Origin of the sequence: Paenibacillus sp. DS2015, assembly GCF_050433705.1 — a bacterium.
Lineage (GTDB): Bacteria > Bacillota > Bacilli > Paenibacillales > Paenibacillaceae > Paenibacillus_AQ.
Map to the genome: position 1 here is coordinate 26,192 of NZ_JBNPWS010000023.1, position 16,515 is coordinate 42,706.

Here is a 16,515-nt window from a genome sequence, read left to right on the forward strand (position 1 = left end):
CCCCTTATGAATTTTTGGAGGCTTTAAAACTCCAGTATTTATGACCAAAAAAGCTCACTAACGTAGTTAAGAATAGAGCTATCGCCTGAGCGATTAATTTATCCAGTTCTATTGTATCAACTAATATCGCCAATAGAAACAAATTAACAAAAAAAGTGACAACATATATCGACACAAATTTCACAGCACTTCTTGCATTATACTTTCTTTGTTGAAAAGTCCACCTATTATTCCATAGATAACTATGAGCAACACCAATAACATGTGAACAAATAAGCGCTTCTAAGTAATTGTTGCGAATGAAATGAATGTATCCAGCGTATACAAGGAAACCCACAATGGTATTTAATACGCCTACTATAATAAATTTTATCGATTGATTCTTCATAGATCACCAATATTCTGATTTATTTAATACTATTTTGGTAATTGTGCTTTCATCGCCTTCCAATTATCTAATATATCTTGATCGGTCAAGACAATGTCACTTATTTTGAATTCACTAATGTCACCATTAAACCCCCTATCCATACTTATCCAGTTACCTATTGATAATGGCATCTTGCTATTTTCAATATGATCCAGTGTTGATCCGATCGTTGCTGATATCAACTCACTATTATTGTATATTTTAATAGCCCCTTTATTGAATACAACTGTCAAGTAGTTCCATTCACCTGCTTCTAATGGGAACTTCGATGGTGCCGACCATTGAATTCCATTTCCATAGGTGAAAGTATACACATTTTGATTCTCATTTTCTTGTTGAATTACGAAGCCTTGAAATCCAACTCCAGGATGGTTTCCAATCACAGCTGAATATTGATTCTGAATACGATTGGGTTTCAATGTAACTTCAATAGAAAACTCTTGACTTAAAATAACAGGGGGTAAGTTTTCCTTAATACCCACAAAACGATTACTTAAAGATTCAACCACGAAAATGCTATCTTGGATAAGGTAATGCTGATTGCTTTGAAGATTAGGTAACAATGTTAGGTTTGATTCTTGTGAATTGTTAGATCTTCGACTAAACATCAATACATTATCAGCATCACTTCTATCTACAATCCTAAAATTTTCATATAACAAAGTTAGAATCTTTGCATTCGATTTAAAATTTAGCTGTGTATTGCTTATGAAGTTTCTATCTACGAAGACCTTTTGCAATGAACTATTCACTATTTCTTCATTGATTTTATTGTATTCGTTATTTAGAAACATTTCAGACATCCCCGGAACATCAATTACTGGGATAGTTTTTGAATACAAGTAATCTACCCCTGAGTGGTATGATAATATTAAAGTCTCTTCTCCTTCAGTTGTGTTTTCTCTTATAAAGTCTGCACCTGATATAATGGGAGAATCCCCTTTTTCGAATGTCGATGACCAACGCTCTTCTATTAACTGATAGATTGTCGTACTACTTTTAGCAAGAGCAAATAATGAAGACACAGTACATAATATTAGACTTAACAAAACAATTTGTTGCATCCAATTTCTACTTTCACCTTCAACAATCTTTTTTTGAACTTTACAATATAACATGTATATATATAATACTAGTAGCATCAATGCTGGATACCATACTAGTGTTAAAACATTATCATGGCTTCTACCTTGATAATAGCTAAACAACCCTACCCCCAGAATAGACAATAGAAAAATCACTCTTACTAATAAGGTATTCTCTTTTCTTACGACAGCATTCAGAGAAAACAAGAGTCCAAGAATATATATGAGTGCAACCAAATTCCAAGGATGTATCATCTTCATAGGCAACATGAAGAATCCATACCCATAAAAATAAATTTGATAATTAAAGAATTCAATTAAATTTGGTATAGTTCCTGACCTAAGATAAATATACAAAGTGAATATTAATAGGATACTAATAAGTGCACCTATTGACACTACTAAATGTTTGAAACAATTTTTTGCAAATAAAATCCAACCTTTCCAATTTAGTGCTTCATCAAACAACTGTACCAATATCCAAGTTATAAAGACAATTAGTCCTGAATCTAAATTCCATAATAGAGCTATAGATGATATAAATGTAAATAGGTAGTACTTAAAGTAACTCTTACTTTCAAAATATTTAAGCGAATAATACATTAATAACGTGGGGAAAAGGGTCCTTATTGGATAATATTGAAAATATGAGTCGGGATTCACAATTTTGAAATGAACGTAACCATAAAATAAAACAAATGAAAACGCTAATAAAGAATATATCTTATTAGTAATTAATTTATCTAGAACCTTATATAAAAAATATAAAGAAAGAGATACTAGCATACTCATAATTAATGTGAAACTAAAGACATTTAACCCAATTACCTTAAATATAGGTTCTAATATATGGGGGTATAACCCATATTGATTTGTAATATCCACTAAAATACTCTCTCCCATATGAACTAAAGCCATAGAATGGAATACTGCATTAAAATGACTTGTATATTCTGCTGAATCTGTGAGCGAATATATTGAATATACATTTGAAAACCCAACAAAAATAATTAAAAATGAAACTAATGAGTTTATAATTACTGTAGTAATTTTATTAAATCCATTGACGAAATTTTCATCTATGTAAACCATCTTTTTAATATAATATCCTACCAATCCAATAAAAAGGACCACTGCGACAAATAATATTGGATTTTCCATTATAAAGAAATCACTAACAAAAAAAGCATTGTCACTTTGCTTAAAGTATAGAAAAATAAAATAAATTATCATTATATTAGCTAACGAGTAGACAATGTAATACAATATTCTCGATGAAAGTATTGGAAATCTTATTAGAAACTTGTTAATGATCAAATAAAATAAACTGATTATTATTGGTAAGCAAAGTACAGATAAAATGAATATCTTTCTTTCTCCTGGTTCTGGTGAAAACGAATCTGAATCTACTGAAAACAATAATTTAATGTTAGATAATACACTACTCGGAATATCTTGATTAATTGATATCCCTATTAAATAAATAAAAACAACTGAGAAAAGCACAGTAAAAAAAGAAGCTATAAATAATTTCCGTTCATTGTACATGCTAGTATACTCCTTAGTATTGATTCTGTCATAATCTGTAAAGCCTTCTGCCTAGAACCCATTTAAAGCTTGCCCGAAGGAATAATGGGGTATCTGAGCAGTCTCACGATTCGACCCCGAATGAATATCGATTGAATCGTGAGACATTTTGAACATCCTACACTGACTTCAAATAGTTCTCTTTAATGAATTCTCTGAGCTACGGTAGTTGTCAAGACAGTTGTCGTGATTCCATACAATTTATGTAGTTATCTGGATTGCTCCTCATCGGTATCCATAACCCCATCTTTTTCGGGATTGAGCCATACCTGCTTATCCAGTTTCCAGTTGCGCGTATTTCCAGACCAACGGCTAGGATTTTTCGCTTTTGCTGCCTCATAGACCTGCTTTCTCTTCTCAAAGATCTCCTCGGAAAGACCCATATGTCTTTGATTCGGGGGCAAGAAGTTCAATCCACTGTGGCGATGCTCCGAGTTGTACCAACGGACAAATCGTAAGGTCCATTCCCGAGCTTCATCCCTCGAACCAAATCCCTTAAGAGGGTAGTTCGGTCGGTATTTACACGTTCTGAAAATAGACTCCGCATACGGATTGTCGTTGCTTACTCGCGGTCTACTTCGGGATGGGATAATACCTAGACTGTATAAGGTTTCAAGTAGAGTTGCGCCTTTCATCGGGCTACCATTGTCCGAATGTAAAATAAGAGGACTTTTTCGCACGGAACATTGCTCACTCAGTACGGTTCTGCGCATGAGCTGGCTTGCATATTCAGAAGATTCCTCATCCCAAATCTCCCAACCTACAATTTTGCGACTATATAAATCTAGGAGAGATAGAGATAATAAAACATTCCCTTGACCGGACCCTGTAGCCAGCTAATATCCCACATCCATACTTCATTGGGTTTGGTAGCACAGTGACTCGTAATGGGCTTGGAGCTGGGTTTCTGGCTACCTCCACGATGTTGCTGTTGCCCATGTTTGTGCATGACGCGATAAAAGGTAGACTCTGAACCGAGATAGATGCCTTGATCTGCAAGTCTTGGCACAATCTGACTCGGTGGTAAACTCTTAAACTCGGCTTGGTTAATCACTTCAACGATCTGCTGGACCTTGGGTTCACTTAGCTTATGCGAAGGTGCTCGCTTGATCGCATGGGGTCGTTGATCTTCCAGCGGGGATCGGTCACTGCGCCAGCGCTGTAACGTTCGTTGAGTAATGGCAAGCTCCTGACACGCCAGCCGTTCCCGTGCTCCTGCTCGTACAGCTTCCCCAATGAGTGTCATAGCAACTTGACGATCTGAGGCAGGAATCATTCTTCCTCGGGGTCCCCCCAGATCTCTCGGGCCTTTTTTCGCAACACCAGTAGGGCTGCGGTTTCGGCTAATGCGGCATCTTTTCTTTTTAATTCACGGGCAAGATTCTTGTTCTCCCGTTCTTTGTTACGTAGTTCCTTTTCCAGTCTTGTTGCTTGTTCGGCAACGCCTCCGTTGGCTTGCATACACGCGTCACGCCAGGCTTCTACTTGCTCGACAAACAATCCTTTCGCACGGCAGTACTCGGACAACTCAATCTCACTTAACGTGGATGTCTCTACCACAATGGCAAACTTATCTCGGGCACTCCACTTCTCCGACTCCTTTTCGCCACCAGGTATAACAAATCCGTTGGATCGGGCTTCCTTTTGCCACTTATATAGGGTGCCTTCTGATAGTCCACTGTCCCTCGCGATCTGATTTACCGATTCATTATTTGGGGGCATCATCCGCAGCATAATCTGTTGTTTGAGTTCGTTACTATATCTAGCCATTGTCGCTCCACCTCATTCTCTCTTTTAATTACAATACATTCTATTGAGAGGTACGACAACTATTATGACACAGGGGGGCTACTACAATCTCCATTGTCTACGTGTTCTCCAATTCACACTCGAATGAAATTGTTTCATTCAATAGGAGCACCTGTCTTTACCAACTTTAGTGATTCATCATCTTTTTCAACAACCTTACTCCAATCATATCCTAATCTTTCAAAAACCTCTGGGGTTGTTATGTGTCTCTTGGTATTGTCTTCTATTAAATAAATATTTATTCCGTTTGTAACCAGCATTCCATTCTCTACCCCAGTGGAATTCGGCCATAATATTTCATTTGCTTCTTTATAAAAATCATTTCTAATGTATATATTCCTTTCAATATTATCGTTTTCATTTAGAGGTTTATATTCAACGTTCAGATAATCCAAAATGTCCTTTGCAAAAATAGAATATTTATGTCCCCATACATCACTCTCCTTTTCAAAAATGACTAGTTTAGGTCTAGTAATGATTATATCTTCCATAATTTCATTTTTAAAAGCATCCATAAACCAAGGAACTAAAATATAGGTTCTTAACGCAGGCATCCTATTAGTATTAATATATGTTTGTGGCGATAAATTTGATATCCATATTTTATCACTCTTTTTAGTTAATTTATTTATATAGTCATCATAATAGTACGCAGCCATTGTTCCTTTTGGTTTTGTGAGGTTACTACCCACATTCGGAAGATAACTATTTAATGAGCATATCACTAATAAGAAAATACATATTTTAAGAAGACTTCTCTTATACCCTTCCATGATATTATTTTCTTTATTCCTCAAGTATTCACTAATTATAAAAGAACAATTAAAGAAGGTTACCATATAATATGGAATTGCATGGAATCCTATATAGCCTCTTATACCCGTAAATGCTAAAAAAATAAAGATTATTATTGAAAGTGCTTTATCCCTTTTAAAGTGATAGTAACAAAATAGTAAGTTAAAAAGGACTAATAAACTACTGAATAAACTTTCCTTTGACAGTACTGTTAAATAATATGTTATATGATCAATCCACGCAGTAAATGTCACTTTGAAAAGACCAATAACACTATTACCAATCCCAGTATAATTACTATAGTGTACCCTATTTAACTTATATGCCTGAAAATAAAAATTATACAAATTATCAGTACCCCAATACCATAGAAACAAAATAATGAAAGGCACAGTCATAAATCCGATAAGCTTCATATAAACCTTTATATTTTTTATTATTGTTCTTTTAAAAACCTCGTATATAAATAATGAAAATAACAATGCAAATATAGAATAAACACTCACAAATGCAGACATAACAGAAACAAACACACTTATAGAAATAATAACCATACTTTTTATTGTTAAAGAATTCGTTCTAACGAAAATTAATGTTTCTAAAAATAAAAACAAAAGTGAAAAACCATAAAAGACATCACTTAATATCATGTGTGCCCAGGTTATATTAATAGTTAATGCATACAAGAGAACGAAAATTTTAAAAACAAATGGATTAAAATACTTAGAATAACGAAGATACATAAACACCCATAGACCGAATATCACAAAACTCATACAAAGTCTAAAAGCTTCATAATCATGCACACCTATTATTGCGAATATTGACATAAAGTAATATACAAAAGGAGTATGTTGTGAAAAAAAACCCTTATAAATATCATTCCCTTGTGAAACAGATAGCGCTCCTAACATATTATCTGCTTCATCCATAAAACTAGTACTTCTCCCATATAATACAATCAATAAAAAACTGAACACAAAAATAAGCACGGTGCTCCTATTCTTCTTGAATAGATCAGCTAATTTCCCCATATTCCAAAGAACCCCTTTTACCTAAAGTGCTTAATATATACTACAATTCTTTTGAATTATTATTAAACTCAACAAAATATAAAACAAACCTTAGTTGAAGTAGAAAATACTATGCTCAGCAAGAAAGGTGTTACCCGATATTTATTGAAGTTATAACTCTTTAGATTCTTTATAGTTTTTGAATTATTTCATCAATAAAATCAAACTGCTTCTCATTAGTCATATAACTCTCCATGGATGATAAGCTTCTTGTTCCAATATTGTGATCTAGTTCATATTTTCCACATAAATCTGAGAGAGCATTTGCAATTACATCAGTACTAATATCTTCTAGTGAGATAATGTTACTATGTAACTCAGACAAATCTTTATTAGCATAGTTATTGGTTAATACCATGACACCGAAGTGAGCCATCTCCAATGGCGGGTAACTGGGATGTGGTGAAATCATTAATGAAAGTCCCACTGAGCTTGACTTTAACTCTTCAGCATACTCGTCTAAAGACATTTTCCCTTTAGATTTTATCGTTACTCCATTACCGATATCGATGTCATTATGATTCTCTCCTGCAGAAATGATTTCCCACTCTGACGCATTCGGATGAATCCACACCCAAGCTCTTAGTGCTTCAATAATTAATGTGAACGCATTTCGTGGCACAGATGGACGACCATAAATCAATATTTTTTTTTGTTTATTCATGTCTATAACAGGAACTAATTTCTCTTTTAGAGACGTATTTAATCTTGGTTCAAAAAAATACTTCTCTGTAAAGGAATAGCCCTGATTTACAATAAAGTCCATTAACAAACTCGAATTAAATATCGCAATTTGTGGGCCTCTATACTTATAGGTACTCTCCGCGAGGGAGTATTGGCTTGACCAGGGATAAAACCCCGGTTCAAAATCCTGAATGAAATAGATAACTTTCTTGATATCTTGTTTATAATATTCAGACTGCCATTTCACAATCCTTTGAGCGAAGTATGCAGACCACCAAGATGTAGCAATGAAAATATCCTCTTTTCCCACCGGGATTGTTTTGTTGTATCTATCATTAAAAGGAACAATTTGTGAAGGATAATCTTCATCTATTTCTGAAGTTACTAAGGTATAATCTCGGAAATTATTTACATCATCACTCTCAGGAGATGCATCGGTTGTGATAATACGACGAGCATACCCTTCACTAGCTAACACTAATTCGTCATAAAAATGTATTGCTGTAGATATCCCGCCGAACACGTGTTCCTTATTGATCGATGGGACCAACAAATTAATCCGCTTTCCTTCTAAAGAGGAGTGTATTGGATTAAACGGCGTTATTTCACTAACGTGTGTATTCAAATATGAACTAACCGTTGATTTGTATGCTCTCTTAAGGGTATTACTACCTCTAGCTTTCCGAATCACAAAATCAATAAACTTCGACATATCATTTAATCTCCTTGACGTAGCATAGGTTTGAGACTATTTAAGTCTAAATTTTTATTAAAATATGGATCACCCTTTTTCAAGTAGGGGCCATAATGCAATTGAGACATTTCAAAATCAATAGGTGGGATATATGAATCCCGAGATTTTGATTCTAGATGACAAAGCACAACGTATGGATCATATATATTGTAAAGTCCATTTTGTATTGCCCTCAGTGATATTTCAACATCACTTCCGCAAATTATAAAGTCTTCATTGAACATACCGATTTTGTTAATTGTATTCTTAGAGATTGCTAAGCACGCTCCTGTTGAGGCAATAACATTTCTTGTTAGCATTGGAGAAACAAAGGGTGATCCGTAATGATTAGGCTGCATTCCCTTAAAGATATGATCTGCCCATCCTCCCAAACCGATAACTACTCCAGCATGCTGTATAGTGTTATCTTCATATAGCAATAATCCCCCGACCGTTCCAACATCAGAACGAATTGCTTTCTCTAATAACCTTAACAGCCAATCCTTACTAATCACTTGTGTATCATTATTCAGAAATACAAACACATCCCCTGTAGCTTCTCTAATTCCATGATTATTAAGTTTGGACCAGTTAAAATCATAGTTTGCATCAACAATCTTTATTTTTGGATTATCACGTTGTGAGTCAAACCATTTAAAGGTCTTTTCTTCAATAGAGTTATTATTGATTATAATAATTTCGTAATTATCATAATCTGTTTTCTCTAATATACTAGTAACACAAGCTTCCAATAACTCAATATGATCCTTTGTAGGAATAATAATACTTGCTTTATTGGAGCCAACATTGTATCTGCTATCAAAGACAAATAAATATTCGCTCTCATCCGCATGAGCGTTTCCTTCCCCGAACACCCTTATTAAATGTTCATTTAAAGCCTTTAATCCGGCATGATGAGCATAGGGCTTAGAATGAGGGTTTAATGCTGTTGATGTTTCTAACTCTCTCCAAGAGTATAGTACTTTGGGTATGTGATGAATTCGTTTTGCTATTTCGCTTAATCTCAACATCAAATCATAGTCTTGGCTTCCATCAAACTCTTTTCTAAATCCACCAATTGAATTAAATAGTGTCTTTTTAAATACAAGAAAATGACCAATATACATTTGCGATCTTAATAGGTCAGGTGACCAATCCGGTTTATGAAAAGGATACTTTCTGTTTCCTTCGGTATCTATTTTATCTTCGTCCGAATATAGAATATCTGCATCGGATTCATTAATAGCCTTTACAACTTCAAATATAGCATCTTTGGTAATTTCGTCATCATTATCTAACAATGCGATATATTCACCATTAGCCAATGAAACTGCCTCATTAGTAGCTCCAGATATGCCTTGATTTGTTTCCAACATTTTCAATATAATTTTTGGATTATCGATTTTTCTGAGGAAGGATCTCGTATGTTCGCTTGTGGAACAATCATCTACAATACATAGCTCCCATGATTCATATATTTGCTCTTCTACCGACTTAATTGCGAGTTTCAACCATATTGGATCAACATTATAGACTGGCATCACGATTGATACTAGTGGTTTGTAAGCTAATTCTGCAATTTCAGATTTAATTTGTTCAACATTTAAATAATTAAAGTTTTCTTCCTTATATGAAGAAGTTGCTTCAGTTGAGGTCATTTTAGAGTGTATTTTATTATTTGCAGCTCGAAATCCATTTTTTCTTATTTCTCTAATTGTTTTCTTAGCTAATGCCGGGTTTTTTTTCAATGCTTGAAATATAGCCTTATTCCTTTTCAGATATATTCTAATTTTCTTAGGAACTACTTTTTTCATTCGGTTTTTCAATCTTAATTCTTGAGAAACATGCTCTAGTTTATGAATATATTCTAGTTGTTCAGTCACACAGATATCTAATTGAAGCATATTTTGATTTAATATTTCATTATCAACTTCAAGTTCACCATGAATTTTAGCCATTTCATTAATTTGAGATTGAAGGTCCTCATTTATTCGAGTTAAATTTTCAACCAATTGAATATATCCTACTATTTCACCATTTTTTTGTTGTAATTGTAGATTTTTGTCTTCAAGTTCAAGTTGCGCACTACTTTCTTTGATTTTTAGCTCTAATCTTTCTAATTCAGACTTCTTTTCTTCTAGTTTATTATTCTTATGATTAATTTCAGTATTGATAAGTTGAAAACTACTAAGGTTATTAATATCCCTTTCCAGACTATTCAATTCATCAATTCTAGATTGGCCAATCTCATATTTTTCCCTTTGAGTTATTAATCTTGCAACCTGCTCAATCATCTCAGATTTATTGGGCTTCGTAACAAAAAAGAAATTCCTATAGCACGAACCATTATAATCGCTACTATAAATGTGATTATTATAATATTCATCTATAGTAAATCTAAAATCATAAAGAGCCTCCCTTCCTGCAGCCAGAAAGTGTAATTTAGTCATCTTCTCCCAAATTTCGAGCGACCCATGAGAAAAGTTATAGTGATTCCAATCTTTACTTTTAAAATATTCGGAAACTACATCCTTATCTGGAAGTCCGTTTGTAACGTGTTCTTCTAGCCATGGATACTCATAACCGTATAAAGTCTTGAAATATGTGTTAGCTCTATTTTCCGACTCCGATACACCTTCAGTATTAAATGGCGCTGCTAAAATAAATCCAAATCGAGAGACTCTTCTTAATTCATCCAGAAAACTAATTCGTTTCGATTGAGGTATATGTTCAAATACATCAAGAGAAATAATAAAATCAAACTGTTCATTAGCTAGGGGCATTTCTGTTGCATCCCCCTGAATATAAGCTGAATCTCCTTTGAATTTGTCTGGAACAACAATATCCAGATATGTTATTTTGTCATTCGGTAGAAACCTCTCCAAATTTTTATGTTCATTTGCCCCAACTTCTAAAATTGAATATGTACTGTTGCTTTCACGTACAGCATCGATTAATTCTGAGGCATGTTTATATCTTTGATATTGGTCAAATGGCACAATCATTTTACAACTCTCCATTTTAATTATATTTTTTAGTTAATTATTTTCCATTTATGCTCCATATATAAAAGACCTTCAGAAAAATACTTGTTTGAGATCTTGAAAACACTTACTTCTTGCTTATAATCAAGACATACTATACCTTCATTGTTAAATAACCCCACATCGATGCAGAAGGTTCCACTAAGTAACGATAGGCTAGAAATAATATATTTCACTCTATGTCTACCTAATCTATTCGGAATATCAATCTTCTCTAAGTGCGTATTAGGTCCGAATATATATTGGCGATCTGGCGTATATATCGCAACACCCAATAATAAGTCATCTATAACATTTTCATAGACTTCATATTCCACTTCAACTTCTAGTTCATCAAAGGTTTTTAAGTTATTGCTATTCAGGTTCACTTTTGTAATTGATGATAGTATATCGGGGTTATTAGGTTTGACAAAATCCTCTGGTTGTGAGATTTCAGGTTGGTTCTGTTCAGTTGAAAGTTCAGTATTCACAGTAAGATCTGTATTATATTTCATGAAATCTTCATATAGATCAGCAACTTCAGATGATTCACCTGAAGCTTGTACTACGCCATCCTTAAGCCATACTGCTTTATTGCAGAACCTCTTTACCTGTTCCGTTGCGTGGGATACAAACAATATTGTTGTTCCTTTGCTCTTTAATTCCTTCATTTTATCAATACATTTCGTTTGGAATCGCACATCACCCACAGCAAGGGCTTCATCTACGATCAGTATATCCGGCTCTACATTTATAGAAACTGCAAAAGCTAACCTGGCAAACATACCACTGGAGTAAATTTTAACAGGTTGTTCAATAAATTCACCGATATCTGCAAATTCAATAATGCTGTCCATTTTAATATCGATTTCTTCACGGGTAAACCCCATCATTAGACCATTTAGATATACATTTTCTTTGCCACTATACTCCGGATTAAATCCTGCTCCTAGCTCCAATATGGCTGATATTTTACCCTTTACTTGAATAGTCCCACTTGTCGGAGATAAGACCCCAGTTATTATTTTTAATAAGGTTGATTTCCCTGATCCATTCTTCCCTAGAATCCCAAGTGCATCGCCCTTCTCCACCTTAAATGAAATGCCGTTAAGAGCTTTGAACTCCTTATGATACGTTTTATGAGTTGGAGAGATCACTTCTTTTAGACGGTCTAAGGGTTTATCGTATAGTTTATACGACTTCACAACATCTTGAATTTCGATTATCTCATCCAAACTCTACTCCACCTTTTCAACTTATATTACATCTGCAAAATGAGGTTTCAACTTATTGAAACTTTTAATTCCAATCACAAGTGTAGTTACACAAAACATCCAAAAGTATAACGTATAATATGGGTGATCTACAAAGACTACCTGCCTAATGAAAGTATCTCTATAGCCCTCCACAATATAGAACATTGGATTTAATTTAAAAATAGTACTCCAAAAATCAGAAAGCATGGTATATGGCCATCCGATTGGCGTGAACCAAAATCCAATTTGCAGAATTATTATGATGATTTGATTTAAATCCTTAAAAAATAGCACAATAGCAGATGTCAATAATGAAACCGAAAAGGCAAGTGCAATTGTACAGATCAAATAATAGATCAGTTGAATATTATAAATATTCGGATTGTATCCATATCCAGTGTACATCACAAATATAAATACAATAAAAAATAAATGCACGAATAAGACAGATGTAATCTTAACTACGGGTAACAATTCAATTTTAAATACAACTTTCTTCACAAGATAACTGTATTCAGAATACACATTTGTGGCACTTGATAAGGCTTCAGAGAAGAAGAACCACGGGATTATTGCGACTATAAACCATAATATAAAGGGGACATCCGATACACTACCGCTTCGTAATCCCACCTGAAATACAAACCAATATGTAATAATGGTAAGCAGCGGCTGTATGAACCCCCACACTATCCCCAGGTAGGAAGAAGCGTATTTAGTTTTAAAGTCATTTTTAGCTAGACTGAAAATTAACCTTCTTCCTTTATATATCTCTTTTAAAAATCTATATATGTCTTTTGCGGAATTTATAATATATAAACTTACTAGAGTAGTTAAAATGCTAGCAAGTGATAGGAAAATATTATTGAGAATGCTACTACCTTCTAATGATGCATCAATCCGTGGTTTTATATCTAACACTAGATATGGATCTTTTTCAGTTACATCTAATTCCAATTGTTGGTCCCTCTGGCTTATTACCTTCACTTCATGTTGCTTATTCATGATTTCGTTAAGAGAAATTCTTATTTTGGAGTTTCCTATTAACTGAACGTCTTTAATACTAACTTGCGCCTTTTGATTACCCAAATCTAATCTAAGAGAATGCACATTCTTGGGTAAGGTGTATTGAATAGTCTGCCAAGCTCCTAATGTCTCATAAGCTTGATGAAAAGATTGTTCCTCAGTCCAATCCTGGCCTTCCATTGTAATATAAAACAACTGGTAATCATCAATTTTATCGGAATTCAATTGGAATTGAAGACTTAGTTTAGATTCACTTTTTTGATAGGATATAAACATATTAAAGAAAAGAACTACTAGCATAAGTCCTATCACAGCAAGTATTGTTTTTTTGAATTTCATTTAAATACTCCTTCATTCCAATAGCAAACCCGGGAATTTCACCTAAGTAATGCATGGTGTTCTGTTTTATTTCTAGCCCCTATGTTAAAATATCTCGTATCTACACTTAAAGGAGATTGAAAACTTTGTCTAAACAAGTATACGGTAAACAGCCTAATAGGTCGAGTGGTGTCGCTAAAACACCTTTATTATCATGGGTATTACTAGCCTCTATCATTCTATATTTAGCATGGTCGCCATTTCAAGTGGCGTTATTTAACGGACAGATCCTTCAATTTGAGAAGCCGTTGTTCTGGGCATCCGCTATTGCCTGTGTGATTCTATTGATCTGGATTGCAAACTTCTACAAGAGTATTACATTTGAAGATCAACGAAATTGGATGGCTATCTATGTGTTGTTACTTCCTATTACATATGTACTCGCACTCTTCAATGCTGCCTCTCATTCTTATGCAATGAATATGGTCATCATTATGTCTTCATACGCGATCATGTTCATCGTGGGCTTATTCTTACTACGTGATAAGTTTGCTAATAAAGTAATCCAAATTGCGATTATAACTATTTCCTATCTAATTATAGGCTTCGGTTTTCTCAATTGGTTTGGACAAGGGAAGTTCGCAGGGAAACTCGTAGTGTGGTTTTCTAATGGGATGATGAACGGTAAGTATACGGACGCTGTCATGACGGACTCTAACGGTCTGCGTCTGACATCGGTGTTTCAGTATGCCAACACATACGCTGCCTTTCTGATGGCCTTTCTATTCGTCGCCATATTTGCTCTGATTCGATCTAAGAAATGGGTTGGACAAGCTTTTCATGGATTTATGTTAGTCCCTATTATTGTATCGATTCTGCTTACGCTCTCACGTGGGGGACTGATTATGCTTCCCGTCGTGTTCGTGCTTCTACTATTATTCTTGAAGCCAGCCAAACAGATCCTCTGGCTAGTCTACTGCGGTATAGCCGGAGTGGCCTCCTTGTTAATCTCCAAAACGGTAACTGATCTTGGATTACAGTTGAATACAACGTACGAAGGCGGCGTAGCTGCTAAAGCATGGGGAACTTTACTTGCGGCATCTATTGTTGTTGCACTACTAGCATGGGCTATTCAAAAGTATATTGCTCCTCTTCTAGTGCGCAGTCTTCAAACTTGGTCGGATCGCAAAGCTTCGAGCCTGTGGATTCCCTTAGGTTCCGTGGTCGTGATAGGTGTTCTTGCTTTTCTCTTCATCGGCACGAGTGTACGTAACATTCTCCCTGACAATATGAGTACGCGTCTAGAGAATATTAACTTTCAACAGCACAGTGTCCTTGAACGGATCACATTCTATAAAGATGCTATGAAAGTTGTTAAAGACTATCCTGTACTAGGTGCGGGTGGTGGGGCCTGGGCTGAGTTGTATGAGAAGTATCAGAACAATCCTTATACGAGTCGACAAGCACATAACTTCTTTCTACAGTATTTAGTAGAGGTCGGTATCCTTGGATTTATCGTCTTCATGTCATTCTTGATCTTCATTTTCTATAAGTATATTCGGAGTTATATGAGAGAGAATGAAGAAGGTCGGGAGTCTCATTTCTTATATCTCATACTCGTGATGTCTATTCTATTGCATAGTCTTCTAGACTTTAATATGAGTTATATGTTTATTGGCATTCTCGTGTACCTTGGACTCGGGGGTATGGCTTCTGTTATGGAGAGTAAACCCGTTCGTTTCCAAGCATTACGCTTACGTGGTAGTGGCGTTAGTACCCTATATAGTCTGGTTATCGGAATATGTGCCGTGGTAGTGCTATTCACTTCACTCCGATATGTTCAAGCCAGCAACGCTGGACTAGAGGGAAGGAAAGTAGTTCAGACGAGTACGTCTTTCGAGGAAATTAAGGCACCACTGGAGAAAGCTCTGGACATTCGTAAGAATCATCCTGAATCGTTACTATTATTATCTTCACTTTATCAACAAGTCTACTTACAATCACATAACGAAGATCACTATAACTCAGCGTATACTTTATTAGTTGAGGGACTTAAATACGAACCCTATAACAAGACTATGATCAACCGCTTAATCGCTCTGCATCAATTAAAAGGCGAACAAGCGCAAGCATTCGACCTCTTAGTAACTAATTCTGAGAACTTCAATTGGGATATTGCATGGTATGAACGTATTATCTCCCAAGGATTCAAACTAGGTTACGACGCCCTTGGCAAGCAGGATATAGCTTCTAGGGATAAATACTTTACAGCAGGAATACAGGCCTTCGATAAGGTTCAAGCAGGTCTTGTACACCTTACTACTCTTCCTGAAGGACAAATGGCTGGGGCAGCCTTTGCAAATACGCCGGAGATGATTCTAAACACGGGTAAAATGCATTTCTTCATGAATCAGCCCGAGAAGGCTGCACAGACCCTTAACATTGGTTTAGTGGAAGACTTAACAGAGCCAGTCAACCGAGAGATTGCACATTGGTATGTAGCCGCTATGATGAAACAGGGGTTGAATGATCAAGCCGTATTGGATCGTCTGCTGCAGATTGATCCTACTGAGAAAGAGCAGATTGAAGCTCTCATAAAGATAGACTTTTAGATCTGATAGCTGCCATTTAAATCTACTAAAAAGGCTACCCTCCTGTAAACAGGAGGGTAGCCTTTGCTATAGAGAATGGACAAC

General features: G+C 35.1%; 8 protein-coding genes and 1 pseudogene. 1 reads left to right on the forward strand and 8 read right to left on the reverse strand.

Annotation, left to right across the window (positions count from 1 at the left end):
* Positions 1-4 precede the first annotated feature (4 nt).
* The 8 genes and pseudogenes from J2T13_RS18290 to J2T13_RS18325 form a co-directional block, all read right to left on the reverse strand.
* The gene (locus tag J2T13_RS18290) at positions 5-388 is read right to left on the reverse strand and encodes a GtrA family protein (RefSeq protein ID WP_429373804.1); all 384 of its coding nucleotides are present in this window, start codon (positions 386-388) and stop codon (positions 5-7) included.
* Between the two features lie 29 nt (positions 389-417).
* Positions 418-3,063, reverse strand: a complete 2,646-nt coding sequence (locus tag J2T13_RS18295) for a LamG-like jellyroll fold domain-containing protein (RefSeq protein ID WP_429373805.1) — start codon at positions 3,061-3,063, stop codon at positions 418-420.
* Between the two features lie 248 nt (positions 3,064-3,311).
* Positions 3,312-4,872, reverse strand: a pseudogene (locus tag J2T13_RS18300) (IS3 family transposase).
* A gap of 134 nt (positions 4,873-5,006) precedes the next feature.
* Positions 5,007-6,638, reverse strand: coding sequence for a hypothetical protein (locus tag J2T13_RS18305; protein ID WP_429373806.1), 1,632 nt, complete (start codon positions 6,636-6,638; stop codon positions 5,007-5,009).
* A 271-nt stretch (positions 6,639-6,909) separates the two neighbouring features.
* Positions 6,910-8,175 (reverse strand): hypothetical protein, encoded by a 1,266-nt coding sequence (locus J2T13_RS18310; RefSeq protein ID WP_429373807.1) that lies wholly within the window; start codon positions 8,173-8,175, stop codon positions 6,910-6,912.
* A 5-nt stretch (positions 8,176-8,180) separates the two neighbouring features.
* A complete protein-coding gene (locus J2T13_RS18315; protein WP_429373808.1) occupies positions 8,181-11,201 on the reverse strand; it encodes a glycosyltransferase in 3,021 nt (1,006 codons plus the stop codon).
* 29 nt (positions 11,202-11,230) lie between these two features.
* Positions 11,231-12,454: an ABC transporter ATP-binding protein gene (locus tag J2T13_RS18320; RefSeq protein ID WP_429373809.1), complete on the reverse strand. Its 1,224-nt coding sequence runs from the start codon at positions 12,452-12,454 to the stop codon at positions 11,231-11,233.
* A 21-nt stretch (positions 12,455-12,475) separates the two neighbouring features.
* A complete protein-coding gene (locus tag J2T13_RS18325; RefSeq protein ID WP_429373810.1) occupies positions 12,476-13,840 on the reverse strand; it encodes an ABC transporter permease in 1,365 nt (454 codons plus the stop codon).
* Between the two features lie 125 nt (positions 13,841-13,965).
* Between J2T13_RS18325 and J2T13_RS18330 the strand changes: the two genes are divergently transcribed.
* On the forward strand, positions 13,966-16,431 hold the full coding sequence (locus J2T13_RS18330) for an O-antigen ligase family protein (RefSeq protein ID WP_429373811.1): 2,466 nt from the start codon (positions 13,966-13,968) through the stop codon (positions 16,429-16,431).
* The last annotated feature ends 84 nt before the right edge of the window (positions 16,432-16,515 follow it).

What these genes read in the sequence shown, in the direction of transcription:
- J2T13_RS18295 (WP_429373805.1), bottom strand. Translation starts at nt 3,063, where the DNA reads ATGTACAATGAACGGAAATTATTTATAGCTTCTTTTTTTACTGTGCTT.
- J2T13_RS18325 (WP_429373810.1), bottom strand. Translation starts at nt 13,840, where the DNA reads ATGAAATTCAAAAAAACAATACTTGCTGTGATAGGACTTATGCTAGTA.
- J2T13_RS18290 (WP_429373804.1), bottom strand. Translation starts at nt 388, where the DNA reads ATGAAGAATCAATCGATAAAATTTATTATAGTAGGCGTATTAAATACC.
- J2T13_RS18305 (WP_429373806.1), bottom strand. Translation starts at nt 6,638, where the DNA reads ATGGATGAAGCAGATAATATGTTAGGAGCGCTATCTGTTTCACAAGGG.
- J2T13_RS18315 (WP_429373808.1), bottom strand. Translation starts at nt 11,201, where the DNA reads ATGATTGTGCCATTTGACCAATATCAAAGATATAAACATGCCTCAGAA.
- J2T13_RS18310 (WP_429373807.1), bottom strand. Translation starts at nt 8,175, where the DNA reads ATGTCGAAGTTTATTGATTTTGTGATTCGGAAAGCTAGAGGTAGTAAT.